The sequence below is a fragment of the Paraburkholderia terrae genome, from assembly GCF_002902925.1.
Taxonomy (GTDB): domain Bacteria; phylum Pseudomonadota; class Gammaproteobacteria; order Burkholderiales; family Burkholderiaceae; genus Paraburkholderia; species Paraburkholderia terrae.
The window spans coordinates 1364863-1391199 of the sequence record NZ_CP026111.1 but is presented as its reverse complement, the minus strand read 5'-3'; the positions used below and the strand labels follow the sequence as shown (position 1 = coordinate 1391199).

Here is a 26337-nt window from a genome sequence, read left to right as displayed (position 1 = left end):
GCGTGCTTACAGCAGCGCTTCGATGTCGTCTGTGATCGTTTCGGGCTTGGTGGTGGGCGCGTAGCGCTTGACGACCTTGCCGCTGCGGTCGACGAGGAACTTCGTGAAGTTCCATTTGATCGCTTCGATGCCGAGCACGCCGGGCGCCTCGTCTTTCAGAAATTTGAACAGCGGGTGCGCGTCCGAACCGTTGACGTCGATCTTGTCGAACATCTGGAACGTAACGCCGTAGTTCTTTTCGCAGAACGCGCCGATCTGCGCGGCGTCGCCGGGTTCCTGCTTGCCGAACTGGTTGCACGGAAAGCCCAGCACCTGCAGCCCGCGCGCCGCGTACTGCTCGTGCAGCTTCTGCAAGCCCGCGTATTGCGGCGTGAAACCGCATTCGCTCGCCGTGTTGACGATCAGCATCACCTTGCCGTCGTAGCGGTCGAGACTGACCGGCTCGCCGCCCAGTGTGCTCGCCGAAAAGGAATAAATAGAAGTGTTGTCCGCTGCCATATGCCGCCCTCCAGGAATGTCGTTAGTGTAGGTGTTTCAATGCCGCGCGCCACCTGGCCGATCGGCCAATGCCTGAGCGCGCGCCGCGCAGTCTAAAATAGCGCTTTTCTTCGAGCCGGCCCCTGCTGTGATCCGTTTTAACCAGTTCAGTCTCGCGCGCGGCACGAAGCCGCTCTTCGAACAAACCACCTTCACGCTCAATCCCGGCGAGAAGGCCGGTCTCGTGGGCGCTAACGGCGCGGGCAAATCCACTTTGTTCTCCGTGCTGCTCGGCGAACTGCACGCGGACGGCGGCGATGTTTCGATCCCGCCTTCGTGGCAGATCGCGCATGTCGCGCAAGAGACGCCTGCCGCCGACAAGACCGCGCTCGACTACACGCTCGATGGCGACGCCGCCCTGCGCGCGATCGAAGCGCGCATTGCGGTGGCGTCCGCCGCGCACGACGGCGCGGCAGAGGCCGAAGCGCACGCCGCGTTCGCCGACGCCGACGGCTACACGGCGCCCGCGCGCGCCGAGGCATTGCTGCTCGGCCTCGGCTTCACGCTCGAACAGACGCGTGCGAGCGTCGGCAGTTTCTCAGGCGGCTGGCGCATGCGCCTGAACCTCGCGCAAGCGCTGATGTGCCGATCGGACCTGCTGCTGCTCGACGAGCCGACCAACCACCTGGACCTCGATGCGATCGTCTGGCTCGAAGACTGGCTGCACCGTTATCCGGGCACGCTGATCGTGATCTCGCACGACCGCGAATTTCTCGACTCGATCTGCAATGTTACGCTGCATCTGGAGAACCAGCAGATCAAGCGGTACGGCGGCAACTACTCGCAGTTCGAAGTGCTGCGCGCGCAACAACTGACGCTGCAACAGAGCGCTTACGAAAAGCAGCGCAAGACCATCGAGCATCTGCAGAGCTATGTCGACCGCTTCAAGGCGCAGGCGACCAAGGCGCGCCAGGCGCAAAGCCGGATGAAAGCGCTCGAAAAGATGGAGCTGATCGCGCCCGCGCATATCGCGTCGCCGTTCACGTTCGAGTTCCGCGCGCCCAATTCCGCGCCCAATCCGATGATGGTGATGGAAGACGTGCGCTGCGGTTATCACGCGGTGGACGGCGGCGAGATTCCCATTGTCGATCGTGTCGCGCTGTCCATCCAGAACGGGCAGCGCATCGGTTTGCTCGGCGCGAATGGCCAGGGCAAGTCGACGCTGATCAAGACGCTCGCGGGTACGCTGGCGCCGCTCGGCGGCCATGTGCGCGAAGGCAAGGGTCTGCAGATCGGCTACTTCGCGCAGCATCAACTGGAAACTCTGCGGCCCGACGACTCCCCATTGCAGCATCTGGCGCGGCTCGCGCCAGACACGCGCGAGCAGGAATTGCGCGACTTCCTCGGTAGCTTCAACTTCTCCGGCGACATGGCGACGGCCGCCATCGCGCCCTTCTCCGGCGGCGAAAAGGCGCGACTCGCGTTGGCGCTGATCATCTGGCAGAAGCCGAACCTGTTGCTGCTCGACGAGCCGACCAATCACCTCGACCTCGAAACGCGCCATGCACTGACCATGGCGCTCGCGCAGTTCGAAGGCACGCTGATTCTCGTGTCGCACGACCGGCATTTGCTGCGCGCCACGACGGACCAGTTTATGCTCGTCGCGAAGCACAAGCTGCAGCCATTCGACGGCGATCTCGACGACTATCGCGACTGGCTGCTGCAACATGCCGCCGAACAGCGCGCGGCGCTCAAGGCGGATGCGTCGAACGGCGACGCGAACGGCGCGGATGCCTTGGTGAATCGCAAGGAGCAGCGCCGTCTCGAAGCGGAAACGCGCCAGAAGCTCGCGCATCTGAAGAAGCCGTTGCAGACCCGCATCGCGAAGATCGAAAAGGAAATGGATGCGCTGAACGCGGAAAAAGCGACGCTCGATACGTTCGTCGCCGATCCCGCCAGCTACGCCGCCGAGCAAAAAACCAAGCTGACGGAAGCGATACGCCGTCAGGCAGATGTCAGCGCACGACTCGAAACGCTCGAAGCCGACTGGCTCGAAGCGCACGAGGAACTCGAACAAATCGGCTAACGGCCCCTTCGCCGCCGCGAAGGAACAGACAGGGAATCGAGGCCGCGCCAGCAATCGATGGAGGGCTGGGCATTGTCGTCTACTGCCGCACTGAAGGGCTTGCGCGTGCTCGATCTGACACGCCTGTTGCCCGGTCCCGTCGCGACGCTCCGGCTCGCGGAAATGGGCGCCGACGTGTTGAAGATCGAAGCGCCCGGCGCCGGCGACGCAACGCGCACGATGATGCAAAGCAGCACCGACCGCGTGGCGGGACGGCCCGGCGCGTTCTACCGGCTGGTGAATCGCGGCAAGCGCGAAACGCGGCTCGACTTGAAGTCCGAAGGCGGACGCACCGTGCTGATGGCGCTCGCGCGCGAAGCGGACGTGCTGATCGAGAGCTTCCGGCCCGGCGTGATGGAGCGGCTTGGCCTCGGCTACGACGTGTTGCGCGTGATCAATCCCAAGCTCGTCTACTGCGCGATTTCGGGGTATGGCGCGGATGGGCCGTTTGCGCAGCTGGCCGGGCATGATCTGAATTACATCGGCTATGCGGGTGTGCTCGATCAACTGGCGTCGCGCGACGGCGCGCCGATCGTGCCCAACTTCCAGATTGCGGATCTGCTGGGCGGCGCGCTGTCGGCGGTCAATCAGATTCTCGCGGCACTGTGGGCCGTGGCGCGCGGCGGCGATGGGCGGTTCGTCGATGTGTCGATGGCGCATTGCACGTACGCGAACAACGTCGTCGCGCAAGTCGCGCTCGCCAACGACGGCACGGCGCCCGTCGCGGGCAGCAGCCTGCTCAATGGCGGCGTGCCCTGCTACAACCTGTATCGCACGCTCGACGGGCGCTGGCTCGCCGTCGGCGCGCTCGAACTCAAATTCTGGGAAACGCTGTGCATGGCGCTCGACCGCCCCGACTGGGCGACGCGCCACTGGAGCCTCGGCCAGGCGATCGCCGGACCGGACGCGGTGCAGTTGATCAAGGACGTGGCCGACGTGATCGCCACGCGGACGCTCGACGAATGGGCCGCGCTGCTGGTGCCGCTGGATTGTTGCGTGTCGCCCGTGCTGACGCCGGCGGAAGCCGCCCAGCATCCGCTCTTCAATGCGGCCGCGCGCGAGGCGCTGATGGAGCAGCAGGCAAGCGACGGGGAATCGGACTAGGCGCCTGGCGGGCGCGGTGAGCGCCGTGAGGCCGCCTTAACGCCGCGGCAAGGTCTGCCGTGGCTCCCGCTCGTCGTCGATCAACCGGTGCTTGCGGCCTTCAACGTGGTGCCGGATGGTCGCCCGCACTTCGTCGGCCGTCACATCTTCCGCGACTACGCGCCGCGAAATCTGCCCCGTCGTGTCGATCCATTCGACGATCCGGCAGCCGCCGCCCCAAAGCCCCTGAATGGGCGCGGATACGCGGCAGCCGCGCAGGTTCGAGAGAAACTCGGCTGAGGATTCATGGGACCGTTTCAAGACGCTTCCTTTTTCCGCTCGTGACATTCCATTTCACGAGGATAGGGAAAACGAAAGTCGCTTGGGTTACAGCCGCGGTTGAGAAATTTACAGCGGATTACGCCAGAAAGCCGACGCGATCCGCAGACGTCTGAGTCCGGCTTATTCGAGCGTTCGGATACGGTCGATGGCCTGCTCGATGCGCTCGACGGCGATCACCTGCAATCCGTCGATGGCTTGCTTCGGCGCGTTCGCCTTCGGAATCAGCGCAATCGAAAAGCCGAGTTTCGCGGCTTCCTTCAGACGTTCCTGACCGCGCGGCGACGGCCGGATTTCACCCGCCAGTCCCACTTCACCGAACACGATCAGCCCCTTCGGCAGCGGCTTGTTGCGCATCGACGAATGAATCGCGAGCAGCACGGCGAGGTCGGCGGCGGGTTCAGTGATCTTCACGCCGCCCACTGCGTTCAGGAACACGTCCTGATCAAAACAGGCAATGCCCGCGTGCTTATGCAGCACGGCGAGCAGCATCGCGAGGCGGTTCTGTTCGAGGCCGACAGCCAGCCGGCGCGGATTCGGCACGTTCGCCGCATCGACGAGCGCCTGCACTTCGACCAGCAGCGGCCGCGTGCCCTCTTGCGTGACCAGCACGCACGAGCCGGGCACGATCTGCTCGTGCTGCGACAGGAACAGCGCCGACGGATTCGCGACGCCGCGCAAGCCGCGTTCCGTCATCGCGAACACGCCCAGTTCGTTGACGGCCCCGAAGCGGTTCTTGAACGCGCGCACGAGCCGGAACGACGAATGCGTGTCGCCTTCGAAATACAGCACGGTATCGACGATATGCTCGAGCACGCGCGGGCCCGCGAGGCTGCCCTCTTTCGTCACGTGGCCGACCATGATGATGGCCGTGCCCGTCTGCTTGGCGACGCGCGTCAGTTGCGCCGCGCATTCGCGCACCTGCGCCACCGATCCTGGCGCGGATGTCAGCGCTTCCGAATAGATGGTCTGGATCGAGTCGATCACGGCGACGTCCGGCCTTTCGTCGGCGATGGTCGCCTGGATTTTCTCCAGCTGGATTTCGGCGAGCAGCTTCAGCTCGCTGGCGTGCGAACCCGGTTCGAGCAGCGACAACCGTTGCGCGCGCAACGCAATCTGCGCCGCCGACTCCTCGCCGCTCACATAGAGCGCCCGCCGCTCGCTGGCGATTTCCGCAAGCGACTGCAACAGCAGCGTCGATTTGCCGATCCCCGGATCGCCGCCGATCAGCACGACGCCGCCCGCCACCAGCCCGCCGCCGAGCACGCGATCGAACTCGCCGACGCCCGTCGAGAAGCGCGGCACGTCCGACGCATGAATCTCGGCGAGCCGCTGCACCGGCTGGCTCTTGGCGAGCGCCTGGAAGCGGTGCGCGGAAGGCGACTCCGCAACCGACTCGACGAGTGTGTTCCACGCATTGCACGCAGGGCACTGGCCCTGCCACTTCGGCGACTGCCCGCCGCATTCCGTGCAGATGTACAACGTTTTTTGTTTAGCCAACTTGTTTTGTCACGCGTCGTGATTCTTGATGTGGATTATTCGGCACGCACAGGCACGCGCGGCGCGACGGCGCACATCAGCTCGTAGCCGATCGTGCCGGATGACTGCGCGACGTCGTCGATGGGCAACTGCGCGCCCCACAGCTCGACGCGCGAGCCGACGTTCGCCTGCGGACACGGCGTGAGATCGACGGTAATCATGTCCATCGACACGCGCCCGACGATCCGCGTACGAATACCGTCGACGATCACGGGCGTGCCTTCCGGCGCGACACGCGGATAGCCGTCGGCGTAACCGCACGCAACGACGCCGACGCGCATGCCTGCGCGCGCGGTGAAAATCGAGCCGTAGCCAATCGTGCTGCCTTCCTTGAGCGTCTGCACCGCGATCAGTTCCGAGCTCAGCGTCATTGCCGGTTGCAGGCCCGTGTCCTTGATCTCCGCGCTCAAGCCCGAGGGCGACGCGCCGTACAACATCACGCCCGGGCGCACCCAGTCGAAATGCGCCTCCGGATACCAGAGCGTAGCGGCCGAATTGGACAGGCTGCGCGCGCCCGCGATGCCCTGCGCGCCGCGCTCGAACGCTTCCATCTGATGGGTGATGCCGCGCTCGCTGTCAGCGTCCGAGAAATGGGTCATCAACGTGATCTGGCCCACGCCCTGGCAGGCCCGCGCGCGTTCCCACGCGGCGCGGAACTTCTCGGGCGTGTAGCCGAGCCGGTTCATGCCGCTGTTCATTTTCAGCTGGATATTGACGGGCTTGGACAGACGCGCCATTTCCAGCATGCGCAATTGCTCGTCCGAATGCAGCGCAGTGGTCAGGCTGTAGCGGTCGATGACGTCGATATCCGTCGGCCGGAAAAAGCCCTCGAGCAACAAAATTGGCCCGGCCCAGCCCAATTCACGCAACTTCACGGCTTCTTCGAGGTCGAGCAAACCAAAGCCGTCGGTTGCGCGCAAGCCCGGGAACGCTCGCGCGAGTCCGTGACCGTAGGCGTTGGCCTTGACGACGGCCCAGATTTTGGACTTCGGCGCATAACGGCGGGCAACTGCGAGGTTATTGGCGAGAGCGGCGGTATGAATCGTGGCTGAGACTGGGCGCGGCATGGGATATTTTCGTAAAGACATTGTCGAATCAGCAGCTTACAGGGCGTTTGCAACGCCCCCGAGGCAACCGCGACAATGCGATCAAGGATTCTGCTAGTCGGGATTCGGCTATTTTCGTGATATAAAGCCGTGCGCACAACCCATTTCGAACGGAATAAGCCCGGACGCACACCTCACGGCCGGGGCGGACAGACCGCAGCGAGGAAAGCATCGCATCAGATGAAAAAAGGTTTTTACACCATTATGGCCGCGCAGTTTTTTTCGTCGCTGGCCGACAATGCGCTTCTGATCGCTGCTATTGCACTGCTGAAAGATCTTCACGCCCCGAACTGGATGACGCCGCTGCTCAAGCTGTTTTTTGTGCTGTCGTACGTCGTGCTCGCGGCTTTTGTCGGCGCCTTCGCGGACTCCCGTCCGAAGGGCCGTGTGATGTTCGTGACCAATACGATCAAGGTGGTCGGTTGCCTCACGATGCTGATTGGCGCGCATCCGCTGCTGGCCTACGGCATCGTGGGCTTTGGCGCCGCCGCCTACTCGCCCGCCAAATACGGCATTCTCACCGAGCTGCTGCCGCCTGACCGCCTCGTCGCCGCGAACGGCTGGATTGAAGGCACGACCGTCGGCTCGATCATTCTCGGCACCGTGCTCGGCGGCGCACTGATCAGCCCACATATTGCATCGCACGTCATCAAACACACGCCGTCCGCGATCCATACGCCGGCGGAAGCCGCGATGCTCATCATCATCCTGATCTACATCATTGCCGCGCTCTTCAATCTGCGCATTCCCGACACGGGCGCCCGCTATCCGCGTCAGGCGCACGGACCGATCAAGCTCATCACTGATTTCGCCGACTGCTTTGTCGTGCTGTGGCACGACAAGCTCGGCCAGATTTCGCTCGCCGTCACGACGCTGTTCTGGGGCGCGGGCGCGACGCTGCAATTCATCGTGCTGAAGTGGGCGGAAGTGTCGCTCGGCATGTCGCTGTCGGAAGGCGCGATCCTGCAGGCCGTGGTCGCCGTGGGCGTCGCGGCGGGCGCGATGATCGCCGCCGCGCGCGTGCCGTTGAAGAAGTCGCTGTCGGTGCTGCCCGTCGGCATCATCATGGGCATCGCGGTGATGCTGATGGCTTTCTACACGAAGCATATGTTCCCGTCGCACTGGGGCTTTTACTTCGGCAAGATGCACGTCCCCGGTTATCTGATCTTTGCCTATATCTTCCTGATGATCGTCGGTGCGCTATCGGGGTTCTTCGTCGTACCGATGAATGCGCTGCTCCAGCATCGCGGGCACGTGCTGCTGTCGGCGGGTCACTCGATCGCCGTGCAGAACTTCAACGAAAATCTCTCCGTGCTCATCATGCTGTGCCTGTACGCCGTGCTCGTGTGGCTCGACGTGCCCGTCGCGATCGTGATCGTGCTGTTCGGCACCTTCGTGTGCGTGATGATGTGGCTCGTGATGCGCCGCCATCAGGCGAACCAGCGCGCGTTCGATTCCGTGTCGCTGATCGGCGAAGCCCGGCACTGACGCGGCACTGACACCCGCCGCTGCCGCATCTTCGCTGCCGCCGCATATCCGTCCTGTCCCAGCGCGCCACGCGCGCTCCGCTTTTCAGGTTCTTCCATGACCCGACCGATTCCCAACGTCCTGACGATCGCCGGCTCCGACTCCGGCGGCGGCGCCGGCATTCAGGCCGATATCAAGGCTTTCTCGGCGCTCGGCGCGTACGGCGCGAGCGTGATCACGGCATTGACGGCGCAGAACACGCGCGGCGTGACGGCCATCCACACGCCCGACCCCGGCTTTGTCACCGCGCAACTGGATGCCGTGTTCGACGACATCCGCATCGACGCGGTGAAGATCGGCATGCTTGCGAACGCATCGATCGTGCGCGCCGTCGCCGACGCGCTGCGCCGTTATCAGCCGAAGCATGTGGTGCTCGATACCGTGATGATCTCGAAGAGCAATCACGCGCTGCTCGCGCCCGAAGCCGTCGACGCCGTGCGCAGCGAACTGCTGCCGCTCGCCGATCTGCTGACGCCGAACCTGCCCGAAGCGGCCGCGCTGCTGGGCACATCGAGCGCGACCGATGAAGCCGCGATGGTCGATCAGGGCGAAGCGCTGCGCAAGCTGGGCGCGCGCGCCGTGCTGATGAAAGGCGGCCACCTCGCCGCCGCCGACAGCCCCGACTGGCTGATTCAGGACAGCGGCACGATGCGTCTCGCCGGTCCGCGTGTGCCCGTCAAGAACACGCATGGCACGGGCTGCTCGTTGTCGTCGGCGATTGCGGCGCTGATTCCGCAGCGCGACGACCTCGCGAGCGCCGTCGCCGATGCGAAAGTCTGGTTGACGGGCGCGCTAGAACAGAGCGCCCGACTCGACGTCGGTCATGGCGTCGGGCCGGTGCATCACTTCTATCGCTGGTGGTAGAACGCAGCCGCTGAGCGCTTTGTCAGCGGGCCGTCTGCTCGCGTGCAAATGCCTGCGCCCGCTCGGGCCAGTCGTCGGGCACGATGAAGCCGCGCGAGCGCTCGGTCCACAGTCCATCAGCACGCTCGACGAACGCCGCGACCATCGTCGGGCCGGTCTGTTGCGCGAGTTGCCGCGCGAGCGCATCCGCTGATACGAAGCCCGACGCGTGACGCCCATTGCGCACACGCGGCGCTAGCCATTCGAGCCTTGGCAGCAGCATCCACGCATCGGCCTGCGTGCCGGAAAACGACGGCCACTCGGCGCGCGTCGTCCACCAGCCGCGCGCGTGCGTGGGGTCGATTTCGACGGGATCGCGCTCAACGAGGCCATTCCGATAGAACAGCCAGCCCTTGACGAACATCTGCGGGTCCCACGGACCGCGATGTCCGAGCGACGCAAACTCTTCGCGCGCGCTGAGCGGCAGTTGATGATCGAGCAAATGCGCGAGCTTCAGATCGAAGCGGTCCTGCAGATTCGGGCCCACGTAGTCGGCCAGTTCGCCGCGGCCATCGCCTGCGTGCAGATAGCATTTGACGGCCAGTTCCCAGTGCAGCCGCCTGCCCGCCTGCGTCTCGACGAGAAAATCGCATTCGCCGAGCGTGACGCCGGCGCGGCGCAACGCGACGTTCGCCGCGATCAGGCGCGCCGCCGGACCCTGCTGCAGAAACCATCCGAGCAGGCACTCGGCGTAGCGCCCGAGGCGCGTCACCCGTGCCGCCGCAATATGCCGATGCAACGCGGCGGGGTCGGCGTCCTGCGCTTCTAGCCAGTCCAGCGATGCAGCGACTTCATCGGGCGATTCGAACGGTGTCGCGAGCACACCGGGTGGCCGTTGCGCGCGCAACAGGTCGGGACTGAACAGCAGCCACGCGATGTCGCGCACGGCGGCATCGGCGAGCGCATCGAGCCGGGCCGCTGACGGCGCCTCGAACGAAGCGGTCGGCCCGGCGTCTTCGCTCATTTCGGCCCTTCTCCTTGCGCGGCTGCGTTGCGCAACGTGTCGCGGGCAAGGCACAGGTCTTGCCAGGACTTCGACTTGTCGCCGAGGCTGCGCAGCAGATACGCGGGATGGTACGTGACGACGACGGGCACGCCTTCATATTCGTGAACGCGTCCGCGCAGCGACGAAATGCTCGCCTCCGTCTTCAGCAGGCTTTGCGCGGCGAAGCGCCCGAGCGCCACGATCAGCTTCGGCTTCACGAGCGCGACCTGGCGTTGCAGATACGGCTCGCAGCGCGCGACTTCGTCCGGCTCCGGATTGCGGTTGCCGGGCGGCCGGCACTTGATCACGTTCGCGATGTAGACGTTCGTGCCGCGCGCGAGATCGAGCGATTGCAGCATGTTGTCGAGCAGCTTGCCCGCCTGGCCGACGAACGGTTCGCCCTGCTTGTCCTCGTTCTCGCCGGGCGCTTCGCCGATCAGCATCCAGTCGGCTTCGCGATCGCCGACGCCGAACACCGTGTTGGTGCGCCGCTCGCACAGACGGCAGCGTTCGCATGCCGACACGCGGGCTTCGAGCGCGGGCCAGTCGAGCGTATCGATGGACGGCTGTCCGGGGCTGTCCGCTTTGGCTTCTATCTCCGATGTTTGCGACAGCGGTTCGGCGGGAAGGTCGTCGAACCAGGCGAAGTCGTCATCGGATGACGGCGGCGGCGCGTCCGATGCGGGAGGTGGCGCGCGGCGGGATTCGGGCGCATGCGCCGCTTGCGCTTCGGCTCGCGCGACGGGTTTGATTGCAGGCTCAACGATGTCGCCCGACTGCGCTTCGATCGAACCGGTTGCTTGCGCGCGCACCGTTTCGTTGCTTCCGGCCGCAGCCCTATCGGCGCGTGCAAGCGGCGCTTCGCTCAACACGGCATCGGCGGCGCTTTCGGGTGCAGGCTCGACTGCCGCGCCCTGCGTGATCCCGCGACGCACCCACCTCGGCGCCAGGCCGAGTTCTTCCAATGCAGATTCATGCAGCGCCATCTGCGCCCTCCTTCGCGAAACTGAAACGCATGACGATGGCGTCCTCCCGGCTGCGATGACGCGCCGGATAATAGTTCTTACGACGGCCAATCGACGTAAAGCCAAAGCGCTCGTACAGCTTGATCGCGCGATGGTTCGACGGCCGCACTTCGAGCAGCATGCCCGCGAGCTTTTCGCCGTGCGTGACGCGCACGGCTTCGCGCAGCAGCGCGAGGCCCGCGCCCGCATGCTGCGCCACGGGCGCGACACACAGATTCAGCAGATGCATTTCATCGACGACGGGCATCAGCACGCAATAGCCGATCAGCGTGCCCGTCACGTGCCGCAGGCACATGCCGAAGTAGCCGTTGCGCAGCGAGTCTTCGAAGTTGCCCCGGCTCCATGGAAACTCATAGGCGAGCTTTTCGACAGCGGCGACCTCGTCGAGATCACCTTCGGTCATCGGCGACATGTAACGGTCCGCCAGCAACACACCGCTCATCGCGTGCCCTCGTCGTGCGCGGTTTGAGCCGCCTGGCCCGTTTTACCCGATTTACCAGCTTCGGACTCGTTGCCCGGCTGCCCCTTCAGCGCTGCCGCTGCCTGCACTTGCGCCGCTTTCGCGGCCATGCGCTCTTCCGTGGTCTGCGCAACCTTGTCGCGGATGTACTCCGGCGCGGCCTGGTCGGCGGGCAGCGTACGGCCCGCGCGGAACGCCCGCAGCGCGGCGAACGCAACCGGCAATGCGTGCGGCACGGCTTCCCGATCGACGCTGCGCGCCGCCGACACCGCCTTCAGCCGCTCGCCAAACGCGGCTGCGGCATTGCCCGCGAGCGTGAACGGCTGATCCGGCAAGGCGAGCGCATCCGGCGCGCCAAGCGACGCGGAATGAACCGTACGCCATTCGCCCGCGCCGTCGTCCCACGCGTAGTCGGCCCAATAGACCTCGTCCATGCGGGCGTCGAGCGCGGCGAGCACGCGCGTCACCGACGGATCGCGCAGCCGTACGCTTTCGGCGCACGCGAGCAGCGTACCGATCGGCACCACCGGGCAATTCAGGCCAAACGCGAGACCCTGCGCGACGCCCGTCGCGGTGCGCAAACCCGTGAACGAGCCAGGACCCGAGCCGAACGCAATCGCGTCGCAGTCGGCGAGTGCGAGACCCGCTTCGTCGAACAGTTCGCGAATGGCAGGCAGAAGCCGCGTGCTGGAGACGGCGCCCGTCGCTTCGTGACGCGTCCACACGCGCGGTTCGGGCGCAGGCGCGTCCGCATCGGCCGATGACGCAGCGTCGGCGGATTCGGCGGACAGGAGTGCGACCGAGCAGAATTCGGTCGAAGTATCGAGGGCAAGCAGCACGATTTTCGTCATGACCGCTATTGTAATGCGGCACCCTGCATCGCCGGATGCGAACAAAACCCGACGCGCGCCCAACAGCCGCGCCCGGCGTTTGGAAGAATCGCTCCAGCCTCCCGGGGCCGCGCGCCGCGCATCGCTTGTTATGATCGACGCCCTATCTCGAATAAAGCATGGAGAATCTGATGAGCGACGTGGACGGTCTCTTCGCCAAGGCACTGGAAGACGTGAAGCAACTGCCGGAGCGTCCGGGCAATCTCACGCTGCTACGCCTGTACGCGCTCTTCAAGCAGGGCACCGACGGCGACGTGCATGGCGACAAGCCCGGCTTCACGGATATCGTCGGCAAGTACAAGTACGATGCGTGGGCCGCGCTACAAGGCACCGCGCAGGAAACGGCCAAACAGCAATATGTCGAGCTGGTCGAATCGCTGAAAAACGGTACGGCGGCCTGATACGGAACGCATTGAAGGCGCGGCTAAGCATCCATTCTTCTCACGAATTAGCCCCCTTAATTCGGAAAGTTCTTAACGGTGGCGCGGTGCAGCAAAAATCGGTATAATGCTGGCTGCGCTTCACCGCTTATGTCCGGTCTGTTCCGGAGACGCTGCGGAAAAGCGTCTCGTAGCGTTTTGCTCCAATCCAGTTTAGAACCTGTCCCCTCCTGCATGGCCCTACGGGCCGTCAAGTCCAGGCTGGCGGCACGCCAATTCCGGCATGTCGCATTCGATACAGCTTCTAACGAGAAACTCGCCTTCATTGTTGCGAGTTGCCCCCGTTTTTCGATTTGCTCGCTGATTTTTTGCTCGCTGAATCCGACGACTTGGGTATGCCGATTGGCGCCGACGTGTTACTTCCCATGTTTCAAGGATTCTCATGACTTCGAGCAATACCACCAGCCCGCTGAACGCCATCGCCGAACAAGCCCTCGGTCTCGACACGCCGGAAACGGCCGTGCAAGCCGTTGAAGCTGAAGGCCCGACGTTCGCTGAGCTGGGTCTGTCGGCGGATATCGTCTCTGCGCTGACGGCAGCCGGCTACAAGACGCCGACGCCCGTCCAGCAGCGCGCCATCCCCGCCGGCATTGCGGGCCGCGATCTGCTGGTGTCGAGCCCGACGGGTTCGGGCAAGACGGCCGCGTTCATGCTGCCCGCCATCGAGCGCTTCGCGCAGCTGCAAAAAACCCTGGCCAGTCAACCGCGCGAGCCGCGCAGCGACAGCAACGCCGGTGGCCGTGGCCGCCGTCCGATGCCCGTCGCGCGTCCGGGCCTGCTCGTCCTCACGCCGACTCGCGAACTCGCGATGCAGGTGACGACGGCAGCATCCACGTACGGCAAGCACCTCAAGCGTCTGCGCACCGTCAGCATTCTGGGCGGCGTCGCCTACGGCCAGCAGCTGATGCTGCTGGCGAAGAACCCCGAAATCCTGGTCGCCACGCCGGGCCGTCTGCTCGACCATCTGGAGCGCGGCCGTATCGACCTGTCGCAACTGCAGATGCTGGTGCTCGACGAAGCCGACCGCATGCTCGACATGGGCTTCATCGACGACATCGAGACGATCGTTGCCGCGACGCCCGCCACGCGTCAAACGATGCTGTTCTCGGCCACGCTCGACGGCAAGATCGGTTCGCTGACGGGCCGCCTGCTGAAGGATCCGGAGCGTATTGAGATCGTCCAGCGCATGGAACAGCGCACCAACATCGCGCAAACGGTGCATTACGTCGACGACCGCGATCATAAGGACCGCCTGCTCGACCATCTGCTGCGCGCCGACGGCCTCGACCAGGCCATCGTTTTCACGGCGACGAAGAGCGACGCCGACTCGCTGGCCGGCCGTCTGGCCGACGCCGGTTTCGAATCGGCTGCGCTGCACGGCGACCTGCCGCAAGGCGCGCGTAACCGCACGATCCGCGCACTGCGCGAGCGCCGTGTGCGCGTGCTGGTGGCGACCGACGTTGCTGCGCGTGGTATCGACATTCCCGGCATCACGCACGTGTTCAACTACGACCTGCCGAAGTTCGCTGAAGACTACGTACACCGTATCGGCCGTACGGGCCGCGCGGGCCGCTCGGGCATCGCAGTGAGCCTCGTGCATCACGCCGAACAGGGCGCGCTGAAGCGCATCGAGCGTTTCGTGCGTTCGCCGCTGCCTGTCAACGTTGTGGAAGGCTTCGAGCCGCGCAAGTCCCCGCCGGCTAACGGCCGAGGTGGTTTCGGCGGCGGCCGTGGCCGTCCGGGCGGCGGCAATGGTGGCCGACGCTTCGGTAGCGGCGGCGGCAAGCCGGGCTATGGTGGTTCGCGTGACGGCAACAGCGGCGGCAATGGCGGCGGCTACGGCGCGCCGCGCGAAGCCGGCAGCGGCGGTGGTCGCAGCTGGGGCAACAACAAGCCGGCAGGCGGTTCGCGTGAAGGCGGCTTCGGCGGTGGCAACCGCGAAGGCGGCTATCGTGGCGGCAATCGCGAAGGCGGTTTCTCGCGTGACGGTGGTTTCGGTGCTCGCCGCAACGACGGCCCGCGCAACACGCGCCGCGGCGACTAAATGTCGCGCAGGCGCCTCACACGGCGCCTGACTCATGCGGGCAAATCTGCCGCATCCCGAAAAACCGACGCCCCGGCGTCGGTTTTTTTTTCGCCCCAGCCATCATTTCACGATGCGAAAAAATTTTCTGTGTCGTAAAAAATCGTGTTGCACGGCACAACAGGCGCTATTGCAACATGGAAAATTCCATTTCTCATTGCGAAACGTGTTACGTAACCCATTGAAAATCATAAAATAAAAATCGCCGAAAAAGCCTTGATGGTGTCTGTCCCACCTAGCGCCTTACGCCTAGACTCTTATATAAGACTTCGCGAAACGAAACGCCTTCGGCGGTCCCGCTTCGCGGAGGTCACGAGTCCACCGAACCCTCTTACAAAGGCAAAAGGAGCACACCATGACGCGCAACGACCAGGCAAAGCAGCTTCAGCAACAATGGGAAACGGACAGCCGCTGGAAGGGCATCAAGCGCAGCTTTACCGCGGAAGACGTCGTGCGCCTGCGTGGCTCGCTGCAAGCCGAGCATACGATCGCCCGTCACGGTGCCGAGAAGCTGTGGAATGACATGCATGAACAGCCGTTCGTCAACGCGCTCGGCGCGCTGACGGGCAATCAGGCGATGCAGCAGGTCAAGGCCGGCCTGAAGGCGATCTATCTGTCGGGCTGGCAGGTTGCGGGCGACGCCAACGTGGCAGGTGAAATGTATCCCGACCAGTCGCTGTATCCGGCGAACTCGGTGCCGCTCGTCGTGAAGCGCATCAACAACACGCTCACGCGCGCCGACCAGATTCAGTGGTCGGAAGGCAAGAATCCCGGCGACGAAGGCTATATCGACTACTTCGCGCCGATCGTCGCGGACGCAGAAGCCGGTTTCGGCGGCGTGCTGAACGCGTTCGAGCTGATGAAGGCGATGATCGAAGCGGGTGCGGCGGGTGTGCATTTCGAAGACCAGCTGGCGTCCGTCAAGAAGTGCGGCCACATGGGCGGCAAGGTGCTCGTGCCGACGCGCGAAAACGTCGCGAAGCTGACAGCCGCGCGTCTGGCCGCCGACGTCTGCGGCGTGCCGACCGTGCTGATCGCTCGTACCGACGCGGAAGCCGCTGATCTGATCACGTCGGACGTCGATGACAACGACAAGCCGTTCCTCACGGGCGAGCGCACGGTGGAAGGTTTCTACCGCACGAAGCCGGGCCTCGACCAGGCCGTGTCGCGCGGTCTCGCGTATGCGCCGTACGCCGATCTGATCTGGTGCGAGACGGGCAAGCCGGACCTCGAATACGCGAAGAAATTCGCCGAGGCGATCCACAAGGAATTCCCGGGCAAGATGCTGTCGTACAACTGCTCGCCGTCGTTCAACTGGAAGAAGAACCTCGACGACGCGACGATCGCCAAGTTCCAGAAGGAACTCGGCGCGATGGGCTACAAGTTCCAGTTCATCACCCTCGCCGGCTTCCACGCGCTGAACTATTCGATGTTCAACCTCGCGCACGGCTACGCGCGCCAGCAGATGAGCGCGTTCGTCGAACTGCAGCAGGCCGAGTTCGCCGCCGCCGAAAAGGGCTTCACGGCCGTGAAGCACCAGCGCGAAGTCGGTACGGGCTACTTCGACGCCGTCACGCAGACGGTCGAGCGCGATGCATCGACGACGGCCCTGCACGGCTCGACGGAAGACGAACAGTTCTTCGATAACAAGAAGGTCGCCTGAAGCGTCTGACGTCCTCCGACGTCGACGGATTCAGCGGCCGGAAGATACGCGCCTCTCACTCGCAGCATCATGAAAAACGGCCCCGCAGAGGGCCGGTTTCCATCACTTCCAGGGAGGAAGGTCGGGCGGTCTGTCCATGACGCCCGATATGAATGAGACGAACCTGAGAGAGAACTTAATAGACACACTCGACGGCAAGCCACATCGGGCTGCTGCTGTCACAAATCGCGCGCCGGCTATCCGCTGGCGCGCGTTTTTTTAGCCACTCAGGACGAAGACCCGGCATCCGCAAAGAATGCGGCCGAAGACGCCTATCACCGATAGACGATCACCGGAATTTTCGTATGTGTGAGCACGCGCTGCGTCTCGCTGCCGATCAGCAGACTGCCGAGTCCGCGCCGCCCATGCGACGCCATGAAAATCACGTCACAGCCGCCCGACTCGGCCGCTTCGATGATGCCCAGATACGGCGACGGATGCACACTCGTCTGGCTCGTGCATTCGACACCCGCGCCGCGCGCGGCCTCCTCGACTTCCTGCAGATGCTGGCGCGCCTCGCGCTCGCTGCGGTCCTGAAAATCCACGGGCGGCTCGATCACGACTTCGGAAAACGGCGAGTACGGATATTGCGGCAGGCACGCGTACGCAGTCACGCGCGCGCCGACGGCCTGGGCGAGATCGATCGCGCCGTCGATCGCCTTCTTCGACAGGTCCGAACCATCCGTCGGAACGAGGATGTGCTTGAACATGGTGCCCTCCGTCGTCGACTGCAGGTGTGGAATGCGCGCTCATGCCATTCGCGGCCTCGCAACCTGGCGAGCAGGAGCGCGAATGCCAGCATGCGCGTGCAACCGCCTGCGCCGCAGCGGTTGCGATGCCGCGCGGCGGGCTGTCAGAACGATTGTAGTGCGCCGAAAAGTCGTGCAAGCGGCGCGTGCGGGCATGTCCGCATATCGGAAACCCGCGCGCGATCCGGGCTTCGCAGCACGGCGCGCGCCGCGCTCAGCCCCAATACGCGGGATTGCCGTACGTGTGCTTGAGGAAATCGAGGAAAAGACGCACGCGCAACGGCAGATGCCGCCGCTGCGGAAACACCGCGTGAATGCCGATGGGCGGCGCGGCGAAATCGTCGAGCACGCTGACGAGGCGCCCCGCCGCGATATCCATGCCGACTTCCCACCACGAGCGCCACGCGAGCCCATAGCCTTCCAGACACCATTCGTGGAGCACCGCGCCGTCCGAGCATTCCATCGTGCCCGACACCTTGATCGTGACGACCTTGTCGCCCTGCTGGAACACCCAGCCGCGCTGCTGGTTCGCGCTTGCGCCGAGCGCGAGACAGTTGTGATGCGCGAGATCGGCGAGCGTCTGCGGTGCCGGGCGGTGCGCAAGGTAAGTCGGCGATGCGACGCATACGCGCTTGTTCTCACCGAGTCTCAACGAGACCAGCGACGAATCAGGCAATTCACCAAGCCGTATCGCGCAGTCGAAGCCTTCGTTGACGAGATCGACCATGCGATCGGACAGATCGAGAGAGATCGATACGTCGGGATGCGCGACGGTGAACGCGGGTACCAGCGGCGCGACGTGCCGCCGCCCAAATCCTGCGGGCGCCGACAAGCGCAGATGGCCGCTCGCCTTCACGCCGCCCGCTGACACACTCGCCTCGGCATTCTGCATGTCGTGAATGATGCGCTGACAGTCTTCCAGAAACGCCGAGCCTTCGTAGGTCAGCGTGATGCGGCGCGTGGTGCGCACGAGCAGCTTGACGCCGAGCCGCTCCTCGAGCGCGTCGATGCGGCGCCCGATGATCGCGGGCGCAACGCCTTCGGACTGCGCCGCCGCCGACAGGCTGCCGCGCGCCGCGACGGTCACGAAAGTCTCGATCTGTTTGAAGCGGTCCACGGCGGATAGTGGCGCGTCGATCGCGCACGAATAAGAGGTCGCGTCAGATTAGGTTGATGAAAGTAAAAGATCAAGTGATCTTTAGAGTCTTTTTTAGCACAAGCCGTCACGAATAGAATCGATCCTGACCTCTGATGGAGCGCACGGCAATGTCGGCCACAACGACACTCTTCCCCAAGGCAGTGATTTTCGACGCATACGGCACGCTGTTCGACGTGCATTCCGTCGTCGCTGCCGCGGAGCAGATGTTTCCAGGCCACGGCGATGCGCTTTCGCAGTTGTGGCGGCAAAAACAGATCGAATACACGCAGCTGCGCACGGCCTCCGATCCCGCCGGTGCGCGCTACGAGCCGTTCTGGAACATCACGCTCGACGCGCTGCGCTTCTCCGCGCGCAAGCTCGGCCTCGCGTTGAATGCGGCCGGCGAAAAACGACTGATGGACGAATACGCATGCCTGTCCGCGTTTCCCGACGTGCTACCCGCGTTGCGCCAATTGCGCGACGTGCGTACAGCGGGACGCCACGAGCCGATTGGTCTCGCGATCCTGTCGAACGGCAATCCGCAGATGCTCGACATCGCGGTGAAGAGCGCGGGCATGTCCGGACTGTTCGATCACGTGCTGTCGGTGGACGCCGTGCGCGCGTTCAAACCGGCACCCGCGACCTATGCGCTCGGCACGCAGGCGTTCGGCGCGGCTGCGCGCGAGATCGTGTTCGTGTCGTCGAACGGCTGGGACGCGAGCGGCGCGAACTGGTTCGGCTACACCGTGTTCTGGCTCAACCGCCTGGGCGCTCCCGCCGAAGAACTCGGCGTCACGCCGCACGGCACAGGCAGGAGCATGAGCGATTTGATGACGTTTATCGAACACCAGACGTCGTCCGGAAAACCAGCGAAGCGGGAGACAAGCAGCAGCCGCACGCGCCACAGCCCTGGCGCATGACGGCAGCGAACCCCGTGAAGCAACGCAGTGGCATCACCACGCATTTTTGAAACTGACCGACCAAGGAGAAATCATGGCGAACACGTTGTCGCTCCCGCAGGGCATGACCATCACCGGCGACATCAAGCCCGGCTTCGAAGCGATTCTGACGCCTCAAGCGCTCGAACTCGTCGCCAGCCTGCACCGGACGTTCGAGCCGCGTCGCCAGCAACTGCTGAAGGCGCGCGTCGAGCGTGCGCAGCGCCTCGACGCGGGCGAGCGCCCTGACTTCCTCGCCGAGACGAAGAGCATCCGCGAAGGCGACTGGACAATCGCCCCGCTGCCGCAGGATCTGCAACGCCGCCGCGTCGAGATCACGGGTCCCGTCGATCGCAAGATGATCATCAACGCGCTGAACTCGGGCGCGGACTCGTACATGACCGACTTCGAGGATTCGAATGCGCCGAGCTGGGACAACCAGATCACCGGGCATATCAACCTGAAGGAAGCGGTGCGGCGCACGATTTCGCTTGAGCAGAACGGCAAGTCGTACACGCTGAACGACAAAATCGCGACGCTGATCGTGCGTCCACGCGGCTGGCATCTCGACGAGAAGCATGTGAGCGTCGACGGCCAGCGCGTGTCGGGCGGTATCTTCGACTTCGCGCTGTTCCTGCATCACAACGCGAAGGAGCAACTGTCGCGCGGCACGGCGCCCTACTTCTATCTGCCGAAGCTGGAGAGCCATCTCGAAGCGCGTCTGTGGAACGACATCTTCGTCGCCGCGCAGGAAGCCGTGGGTGTGCCGCGCGGCACGATTCGCGCGACCGTGCTGATCGAAACGATCCTGGCTGCGTTCGAAATGGATGAGATCCTGTACGAACTGCGCGAACACAGCTCAGGGCTGAACGCCGGACGTTGGGACTACATCTTCTCGGCGATCAAGAAGTTCAAGAACGACAAGGACTTCTGCCTGGCCGACCGTTCGCAGATCACGATGACCGTGCCGTTCATGCGCGCGTACGCGCTGCAACTGCTGAAGACGTGCCACCGCCGAAATGCGCCTGCCATCGGCGGCATGAGCGCGCTGATCCCGATCAAGAGCGATGCGGCCGCGAACGACAAGGCGATGGCCGGCGTGCGCTCGGACAAGGCGCGCGATGCGACGGACGGCTACGACGGTGGCTGGGTTGCACACCCGGGACTCGTGCCCATCGCGATGGAAGAGTTCGTGAAGGTGCTCGGCGACAAGCCGAACCAGATCGGCAAGCAACGCGTCGACGTGCAGGTGACAGACAAGGATCTGCTCGATTTCCGTCCGGAAGCGCCCATCACTGAGGCAGGATTGCGCAACAACATCAACGTCGGCATTCACTACCTCGGCTCGTGGCTCGCGGGCAACGGCTGCGTCCCGATTCATAACCTGATGGAAGACGCGGCGACTGCAGAAATCTCGCGCTCGCAGGTGTGGCAGTGGATCCGCTCGCCGAAGGGCAAACTCGACGACGGCCGCAAGGTGACGGCCGAACTCGTGCGCGACCTGACGGCGCAGGAACTCGACAAAGTGAAGGCCGCGATTACCGGCGATACGCAGCCGTACGATCGCGCCGCACACATCTTCAGCGACATGTCGACGTCGGAGAATTTCACCGAGTTCCTTACGCTGCCGCTTTACGAAGAACTCTGAGCAACGCAATTGCTCGATGGTTGACCGACCGGGATGGCCTGGCGGGCGTCATGCCTGCTGGGCCATTCTTTTACCGACTGCGTTTTGCCGATTGCGGGGCTGCCCTCAGCGCCCGTTCGAACGCCGGTGCTCGACCCAATCGCCACTGCGTATCTCGGGCAGCCCTTTGACAGCGTCCCGCTGCACGGGATAGTAACGGCACTTCACGGGTGTGCCTTCGACATCGACGGTCACTTCACGCGGCATGAACAGACCCTCGATGCCCGGATACACCTGCTCGATCTCATCGAGCACGGCGACGAGCTCGTCGTCGATCGCGTAGACGTCGCCGCGCACGTGAACGCCGGCGGCGTCGGGCACCAGGCCCGGGTAGGCGCCGAAATCGAACAGACGGCCACGCAAGGTGGCCGCACCGACCAGCGTCGGCGAAGCGATATCGTTGCGCGCCGCCGCGGCGCCGATGTCATTGATCTCACCGGCACGCAAGGTGCCATATACAAAAACGTTCTGCATCAGTTCACTACCCTCCGTCCAGACAACATCCATTCATCACTTGAGGCTTTACAGGAGCGGCGCGCTCGCCACCAGCACGCCGTCGCTATCCGCATACACCATTCGCCCGGCCGCACAGCCGAGCCGGGCAGACGCACGGGCACATCGCGCTCTCCGCCGCCGCGCTTCTCGCTGCGCTGCGGATGGGTCGCGAGCGCGACGATACCAATGTTGCATTCGTTCAGTTCCAGCACGTCGCGCACGCAACCGAACACGACGATGCCCGCCCAGCCATTTTTCTCACCAAGCTTGCTCAGATTGCCGCCGACCAGCGCGCAACGCAGACTGCCGCCTCCGTCGATCACCAGTACACGGCCCGCCCCTTTTTCTTCGAGCGTCGCGCGCACCAGCGTGTTGTCTTCGAACACCTTGAGCGTGACAGCCTCGCCGCCAAAACATGATGCGCGGCCGAAACGGCTGAATACGGGTTCGAGCACGCGCAACGTACCGGCGGCGAGCTGATCTTCATGCGCGTCGCACAAGTCGGCTGTGGCAAAGTTCATGAGCTTCTCCCGTCGGCGAAAGGAATCCGGTGCATTATGCCGCGCCATTTCTTCGATGTCGCATCGTCCATTCGGCCAATGTTCGGATGACCTGCGCGACCCTACAATGACAAGCGTCATGCGGCAGATTCGCTGCCGCCCACTCCGTTACGCCATGACTGAAGCTGCCCGTTCAACGACCCGCTCGACGCCGTCCGCATCGAAAGCGTCTGCCGAAATGTCGACGCGCGTCGATTTCGCCGACATTCCGCCGGAGTTCGCGCCCACGCCGACGCATCCCATCCGCGTGCGCTCGCGGCCGATGCCCGCTGGAGTACGCATCGCGCGGCACACGCACGCGTGGGCGCAAGTCGCGTATGCGTCGCGCGGCGTACTGCGGGTGGGCACGTTCGGCACGACGTGGATGGTGCCGCCGTCGCGCGCAATCTGGGTGCCACCGTATGTGCTGCATGAAGTGACCATCGTCGAAGAAGCGTTTCTGCGAACGCTCTACGTCAACGAGACGGTCGTGCCGCCGGGACTGGATGCGTGCCGGGTCGTCGAAGTGTCGGGGCTGCTGCGCGAGGTTATTGCCTCGCTGGACACGCCCGGTTTGCCGCCTGACCGCGAACGCCTGCTCGGCTCGCTCGCACTCGACGAAATCACCCGGTCGCAGCCTTTGCCGCTGTCCGTGCCGATGCCGACGGAAAAACGTCTGCGTGCCTTGTGCGAGGCGGTGCTGGCCGATCCCGCGAATACGGATTCACTGGAGCGATGGGCGTCGACGGTTGGTGCGAGCACGCGCACGATCGCGCGGCTTTTTCGTCAGGAGCTTGGGGTGAGCTTTTCGCAATGGCGTCAGCAAGCCGTGCTGGCCCGCGCGATTCCATTACTCAGTCAGGGGCGGCCGCTGTCGCATGTCGCGCGGGAGCTGGGCTATCAGAGTCAGAGTGCGTTTTCCGCGATGTTCCGGCGCGCGTTCGGCGAAAGTCCGCGGGCATTCATGGTGCGGGGCCCGGAGCATAGGCGCGACGAACGGGACCGGGACGAAGACGACGATCAGGACGATCAGAGTTGATGAAACGGGCTGCCGCCACGAACGGGAACACGCAGTCGATGCGCCCGCAACGTCCTCAGACGCGCCGGGCCATATGCCGGATCGAACCGAGCTGTGCGAGTCGCGGGCCGGAGAGCCTGTAGCCCATCCGTTGATAGAGACGTGCCGCAGGATTGTCGACGAATACGCGCAGCTGCAGTTCGGAGAGACCGCGCGCCCGCGCCCAACGGTGCGACGTATTGAGCAGATACGTGCCCGCGCCGCGCCGCCGATGTCCCTCGGCGATCTGCACGTCGCGGATATGCAGCGAGTCGCCTTCTTCGGTGATGCGCAACACGCCGATCCGTTCGCCGTCCGCTTCGAGAATGAAATTTTCCGACTCGCGCCAGCTCGCGAGAAACAGGTCGCTGCGCCACACGAGATGGTGCCGGCGGTAGTAGCCGCCCATGTTGCTGCGCGTCAGCGCCTCGGCGAACGAGAAGTCGTCCATGCTGGCCTTGCGCAAATGGAAGGGAGATGGATCGTCAGTCGGGTCGAGCATCGTGCAAGGACGAAAGAGTCGGTCCGCTCAACGTTAAGACACGCGGACCGCGCTGGCAATGGCTGTTTGCCCCACAGTGAAGCAAGCGGCCCCTGGATGCGTTGCGGACTGAGTCGAATGGTAAGCGCAAAAACAAAAAGCCCGCTGACAACTCAGCGGGCTTCTCATTTCTGGCGGAGCGGACGGGACTCGAACCCGCGACCCCCGGCGTGACAGGCCGGTATTCTAACCAACTGAACTACCGCTCCAATCTTGCTACCTGACTTGCGAGCGTCAGCTATTTCTCGCAAGCGCATTACCTGAACTTCAAGTAACGCCAGTATTCTGGCGTCCCCTAGGGGATTCGAACCCCTGTACTCACCGTGAAAGGGTGATGTCCTAGGCCTCTAGACGAAGGGGACAACGTACTTCACATGCTACTGCTTACACCTTTAATGAAAAAGCCCGCTCACCGAACGGGCTTAATCTGGCGGAGTGGACGGGACTCGAACCCGCGACCCCCGGCGTGACAGGCCGGTATTCTAACCGACTGAACTACCACTCCAGTCTTGCTACCTGACTTGCGAGCGTCGGTTATTTCTCGCAAGCGCATTACTTGAATCTCAAGCAACGCCAGTATTTGGCGTCCCCTAGGGGATTCGAACCCCTGTACTCACCGTGAAAGGGTGATGTCCTAGGCCTCTAGACGAAGGGGACATAATCTTTCAGATCTGTCTCGTTCTTGCTGCTAACTTCATTCATCAGCAGCGAAGACCGCTATTCTAACTGCTTTACTACCGTTTGTGAAGTCTTTTTTCTACAACTTCCAGCTAACCGGAAGACTTCACTCTGCTCTGATGGTGGAGGTAAGCGGGATCGAACCGCTGACCTCTTGCATGCCATGCAAGCGCTCTCCCAGCTGAGCTATACCCCCTTGCAGAACAGAAGCGAGATTGTAGTGAGCAATTTTCGCTTTGTAAATACCTCTTAAGTCGCTTTCTACAATTTTTTTGCGAGGCCGCACAACGATGCCGGGCGACCTCGCTTCGCCTGCTCAGGCAAGCGCCTTTTCGATGCGGCTCACGGCCACGTCACGACCGAACAGCATCAGCACGCTATCGATGGACGGCGTATGCGTCGTGCCCGCCACCAGCAAACGCACGGGCATCGCGAGTTGCGGCATCTTCAGCTTGTGCGTGCCGAGCGTCGCCTTCAACGCGGCGGCGATGCCCTCCTTCGTCCACTCACAGGTCTTCAATGCCGCGGCGAGATCGGCGAGCGCCGGACGCACGACGTCCGTCACATGCTGCGCGAGCGCATCGGCATCCGGATTCGGTTCGCGATAGAACATTGCGGCGTTGTCCACGATCTCCTTCACCGTCGACGCGCGATCCTTCATCAGCCCGATCACGCCCGCCAGATCCGCGCCCTTCGCGAGCGTCGCTTCGTCGATGCCGAGCGCCGCGAAGAACGGCTTGCTCAGATCGGCGAGACGCGCGTTGTCGGCTTCCTTGATGTAGTGGTTGTTCAGCCAGTTGAGCTTGTTGTGGTCGTACTGCGCCGGCGACTTGCCCAGGTGATCGAGATCGAACCATTCGATCAGTTGCTCACGCGAGAAAATCTCCGCATCGCCATGCGACCAGCCCAGACGCGCGAGATAGTTCAGCACGGCTTCTGGCAGATAGCCGGCGTCGCGGTAGCCCATCACGCTCATCGCGCCGTGCCGCTTGCTCATCTTCTCGCCCTGCTCGTTCAGCACGGTAGGCAGGTGGGCGTAGACGGGCGGCTCGGCGCCGAGCGCGCGCAGGATATTGATCTGACGCGGCGTGTTGTTGACGTGGTCGTCGCCGCGAATCACGTGCGTGATCTTCATGTCGAGATCGTCGACGACCACGCAGAAGTTATAGGTCGGCGTGCCATCCGGGCGCGCAATCACGAGATCGTCGAGTTCTTCGTTCGAAATTTCGACGCGGCCCTTCACGGCATCGTCCCACGCGACCACGCCCATCAGCGGATTCCGGAAACGCAGCACGGGTTCCACGCCGGCGGGCGGCGTCGGCAGCACCTTGCCCGGCTCGGGGCGCCACGTGCCGTCATAGCGCGGCTTTTCGCCGGCGGCGCGCTGGCGCTCGCGCAACGCGTCGAGTTCTTCCGTCGACATGTAGCACGGATACACGAGCCCCTGCTCCTGCATCTGCTGCAGCACTTCGCGATAACGGTCCATGCGCTGCATCTGGTAGAACGGACCTTCGTCGTAATCGAGGCCGAGCCATTGCATGCCTTCGAGAATCGCGTCGACGGATTGCTCGGTCGAGCGCTCGACGTCGGTGTCCTCGATACGCAGCACGAACACGCCCTTCGTTTTGCGCGCAAACGCCCACGGATACAGCGCAGAGCGAATGTTGCCGAGGTGAATGAAGCCGGTGGGGCTCGGTGCGAAGCGGGTGCGAACGGGAGTGGTCATGTGCGGTAACTCGGCGGCAGACGCCTGCGCCCGGCGAACATCGAAGCCAGGCGCGGCAACGGAAACGGATCGCGCCCGGCGACGGTGACAACGCCTGCCGACGGC

23 protein-coding genes, 5 tRNA genes and 1 pseudogene are annotated in these 26337 nt (G+C 63.9%); 10 read left to right on the top strand and 19 right to left on the bottom strand.

Annotated elements, in window-relative coordinates; all coding sequences use genetic code 11:
* Nucleotides 1-6: 6 nt before the first annotated feature.
* Nucleotides 7-498 (bottom strand): glutathione peroxidase, encoded by a 492-nt coding sequence (locus tag C2L65_RS06240; RefSeq protein WP_042307219.1) that lies wholly within the window; start codon nt 496-498, stop codon nt 7-9.
* 127 nt (nt 499-625) lie between these two features.
* Here C2L65_RS06240 and C2L65_RS06235 point away from each other — a divergent pair, with 127 nt between their 5' ends.
* Nucleotides 626-2563: an ATP-binding cassette domain-containing protein gene (locus C2L65_RS06235; RefSeq protein ID WP_042307217.1), complete on the top strand. Its 1938-nt coding sequence runs from the start codon at nt 626-628 to the stop codon at nt 2561-2563.
* Between the two features lie 57 nt (nt 2564-2620).
* Nucleotides 2621-3706 (top strand): CaiB/BaiF CoA transferase family protein, encoded by a 1086-nt coding sequence (locus C2L65_RS06230; protein ID WP_174485048.1) that lies wholly within the window; start codon nt 2621-2623, stop codon nt 3704-3706.
* Nucleotides 3707-3742: 36 nt separating this feature from the next.
* On the opposite strand, the gene C2L65_RS06225 is transcribed toward C2L65_RS06230, so the two are convergent.
* The 3 genes from C2L65_RS06225 to alr all read right to left on the bottom strand — a co-directional run bounded on the left by C2L65_RS06225 (nt 3743) and on the right by alr (nt 6630).
* Nucleotides 3743-4006 carry a DUF2866 domain-containing protein gene (locus C2L65_RS06225; protein ID WP_042307260.1) on the bottom strand — a complete coding sequence of 88 codons (264 nt, stop codon included), beginning with the start codon at nt 4004-4006 and terminating at the stop codon, nt 3743-3745.
* A gap of 141 nt (nt 4007-4147) precedes the next feature.
* On the bottom strand, nt 4148-5524 hold the full coding sequence (gene radA / locus C2L65_RS06220; RefSeq protein ID WP_042307215.1) for a DNA repair protein RadA: 1377 nt from the start codon (nt 5522-5524) through the stop codon (nt 4148-4150).
* A 35-nt stretch (nt 5525-5559) separates the two neighbouring features.
* Entirely contained in the window at nt 5560-6630 is a 1071-nt protein-coding gene (gene alr / locus C2L65_RS06215; RefSeq protein ID WP_042307213.1) for an alanine racemase, read from the bottom strand.
* Between the two features lie 219 nt (nt 6631-6849).
* On the opposite strand from alr, the gene lplT reads away from it, so the two are divergent.
* Entirely contained in the window at nt 6850-8157 is a 1308-nt protein-coding gene (gene lplT / locus C2L65_RS06210) for a lysophospholipid transporter LplT (protein WP_042307210.1), read from the top strand.
* A gap of 96 nt (nt 8158-8253) precedes the next feature.
* Nucleotides 8254-9060, top strand: coding sequence for a bifunctional hydroxymethylpyrimidine kinase/phosphomethylpyrimidine kinase (thiD, locus tag C2L65_RS06205; RefSeq protein ID WP_042307208.1), 807 nt, complete (start codon nt 8254-8256; stop codon nt 9058-9060).
* Nucleotides 9061-9082: 22 nt separating this feature from the next.
* On the opposite strand, the gene C2L65_RS06200 is transcribed toward thiD, so the two are convergent.
* From C2L65_RS06200 to tsaB, 4 genes are read right to left on the bottom strand one after another with little or no spacing between them, the layout of a single operon-like run.
* On the bottom strand, nt 9083-10063 hold the full coding sequence (locus C2L65_RS06200) for a DUF1853 family protein (RefSeq protein ID WP_042307206.1): 981 nt from the start codon (nt 10061-10063) through the stop codon (nt 9083-9085).
* On the bottom strand, nt 10060-11070 hold the full coding sequence (locus tag C2L65_RS06195) for a uracil-DNA glycosylase (protein WP_042307204.1): 1011 nt from the start codon (nt 11068-11070) through the stop codon (nt 10060-10062). The genes C2L65_RS06200 and C2L65_RS06195 overlap by 4 nt, the downstream gene beginning before the upstream one ends.
* Entirely contained in the window at nt 11057-11551 is a 495-nt protein-coding gene (rimI, locus tag C2L65_RS06190; protein WP_042307202.1) for a ribosomal protein S18-alanine N-acetyltransferase, read from the bottom strand. Before rimI ends, C2L65_RS06195 begins: the two co-directional genes overlap by 14 nt.
* On the bottom strand, nt 11548-12420 hold the full coding sequence (gene tsaB, locus C2L65_RS06185) for a tRNA (adenosine(37)-N6)-threonylcarbamoyltransferase complex dimerization subunit type 1 TsaB (RefSeq protein ID WP_042307199.1): 873 nt from the start codon (nt 12418-12420) through the stop codon (nt 11548-11550). Before tsaB ends, rimI begins: the two co-directional genes overlap by 4 nt.
* A gap of 170 nt (nt 12421-12590) precedes the next feature.
* Between tsaB and C2L65_RS06180 the strand changes: the two genes are divergently transcribed.
* The 3 genes from C2L65_RS06180 (at nt 12591) to aceA (ending at nt 16645) form a co-directional block, all read left to right on the top strand.
* The gene (locus tag C2L65_RS06180) at nt 12591-12860 is read left to right on the top strand and encodes an acyl-CoA-binding protein (RefSeq protein WP_042307259.1); all 270 of its coding nucleotides are present in this window, start codon (nt 12591-12593) and stop codon (nt 12858-12860) included.
* Between the two features lie 421 nt (nt 12861-13281).
* Nucleotides 13282-14943 (top strand): DEAD/DEAH box helicase, encoded by a 1662-nt coding sequence (locus C2L65_RS06175; RefSeq protein ID WP_042307198.1) that lies wholly within the window; start codon nt 13282-13284, stop codon nt 14941-14943.
* Between the two features lie 394 nt (nt 14944-15337).
* The gene (gene aceA, locus C2L65_RS06170; RefSeq protein ID WP_007742222.1) at nt 15338-16645 is read left to right on the top strand and encodes an isocitrate lyase; all 1308 of its coding nucleotides are present in this window, start codon (nt 15338-15340) and stop codon (nt 16643-16645) included.
* A gap of 314 nt (nt 16646-16959) precedes the next feature.
* On the opposite strand, the gene C2L65_RS06165 is transcribed toward aceA, so the two are convergent.
* Together C2L65_RS06165 and C2L65_RS06160 are read right to left on the bottom strand one after the other, a co-directional pair.
* Nucleotides 16960-17394: a universal stress protein gene (locus C2L65_RS06165; RefSeq protein WP_007580518.1), complete on the bottom strand. Its 435-nt coding sequence runs from the start codon at nt 17392-17394 to the stop codon at nt 16960-16962.
* A gap of 253 nt (nt 17395-17647) precedes the next feature.
* The gene (locus C2L65_RS06160; RefSeq protein ID WP_007742223.1) at nt 17648-18550 is read right to left on the bottom strand and encodes a LysR family transcriptional regulator; all 903 of its coding nucleotides are present in this window, start codon (nt 18548-18550) and stop codon (nt 17648-17650) included.
* 149 nt (nt 18551-18699) lie between these two features.
* Here C2L65_RS06160 and C2L65_RS06155 point away from each other — a divergent pair, with 149 nt between their 5' ends.
* Together C2L65_RS06155 and aceB are read left to right on the top strand one after the other, a co-directional pair.
* Nucleotides 18700-19491 (top strand): haloacid dehalogenase type II, encoded by a 792-nt coding sequence (locus tag C2L65_RS06155; RefSeq protein WP_042307257.1) that lies wholly within the window; start codon nt 18700-18702, stop codon nt 19489-19491.
* A gap of 73 nt (nt 19492-19564) precedes the next feature.
* Complete coding sequence (gene aceB / locus C2L65_RS06150) at nt 19565-21157, top strand: malate synthase A (RefSeq protein ID WP_042307196.1); 1593 nt, start codon at nt 19565-19567, stop codon at nt 21155-21157.
* 105 nt (nt 21158-21262) lie between these two features.
* On the opposite strand, the gene C2L65_RS06145 is transcribed toward aceB, so the two are convergent.
* Together C2L65_RS06145 and rraA are read right to left on the bottom strand one after the other, a co-directional pair.
* Nucleotides 21263-21670 carry a gamma-glutamylcyclotransferase family protein gene (locus C2L65_RS06145; protein WP_042307255.1) on the bottom strand — a complete coding sequence of 136 codons (408 nt, stop codon included), beginning with the start codon at nt 21668-21670 and terminating at the stop codon, nt 21263-21265.
* Between the two features lie 48 nt (nt 21671-21718).
* A pseudogene (gene rraA, locus C2L65_RS06140) lies at nt 21719-22212 on the bottom strand (ribonuclease E activity regulator RraA).
* Between the two features lie 217 nt (nt 22213-22429).
* Here rraA and C2L65_RS06135 point away from each other — a divergent pair.
* Nucleotides 22430-23269 carry an AraC family transcriptional regulator gene (locus C2L65_RS06135; RefSeq protein WP_042307253.1) on the top strand — a complete coding sequence of 280 codons (840 nt, stop codon included), beginning with the start codon at nt 22430-22432 and terminating at the stop codon, nt 23267-23269.
* 55 nt (nt 23270-23324) lie between these two features.
* Here the strand turns inward: C2L65_RS06135 and C2L65_RS06130 are convergent, their stop codons facing one another.
* The 7 genes from C2L65_RS06130 to gltX all read right to left on the bottom strand — a co-directional run bounded on the left by C2L65_RS06130 (nt 23325) and on the right by gltX (nt 26232).
* On the bottom strand, nt 23325-23789 hold the full coding sequence (locus tag C2L65_RS06130) for a GNAT family N-acetyltransferase (RefSeq protein WP_007580501.1): 465 nt from the start codon (nt 23787-23789) through the stop codon (nt 23325-23327).
* 171 nt (nt 23790-23960) lie between these two features.
* Nucleotides 23961-24037, bottom strand: a tRNA-Asp gene (locus C2L65_RS06125).
* Between the two features lie 77 nt (nt 24038-24114).
* A tRNA-Glu gene (locus C2L65_RS06120) sits at nt 24115-24190 on the bottom strand.
* A gap of 66 nt (nt 24191-24256) precedes the next feature.
* A tRNA-Asp gene (locus C2L65_RS06115) sits at nt 24257-24333 on the bottom strand.
* A 76-nt stretch (nt 24334-24409) separates the two neighbouring features.
* Nucleotides 24410-24485: transfer RNA gene (locus C2L65_RS06110), tRNA-Glu, on the bottom strand.
* Nucleotides 24486-24626: 141 nt separating this feature from the next.
* Nucleotides 24627-24702 (bottom strand) — tRNA-Ala (locus C2L65_RS06105).
* 120 nt (nt 24703-24822) lie between these two features.
* The gene (gene gltX, locus C2L65_RS06100; protein ID WP_042307194.1) at nt 24823-26232 is read right to left on the bottom strand and encodes a glutamate--tRNA ligase; all 1410 of its coding nucleotides are present in this window, start codon (nt 26230-26232) and stop codon (nt 24823-24825) included.
* Nucleotides 26233-26337 lie beyond the last annotated feature (105 nt).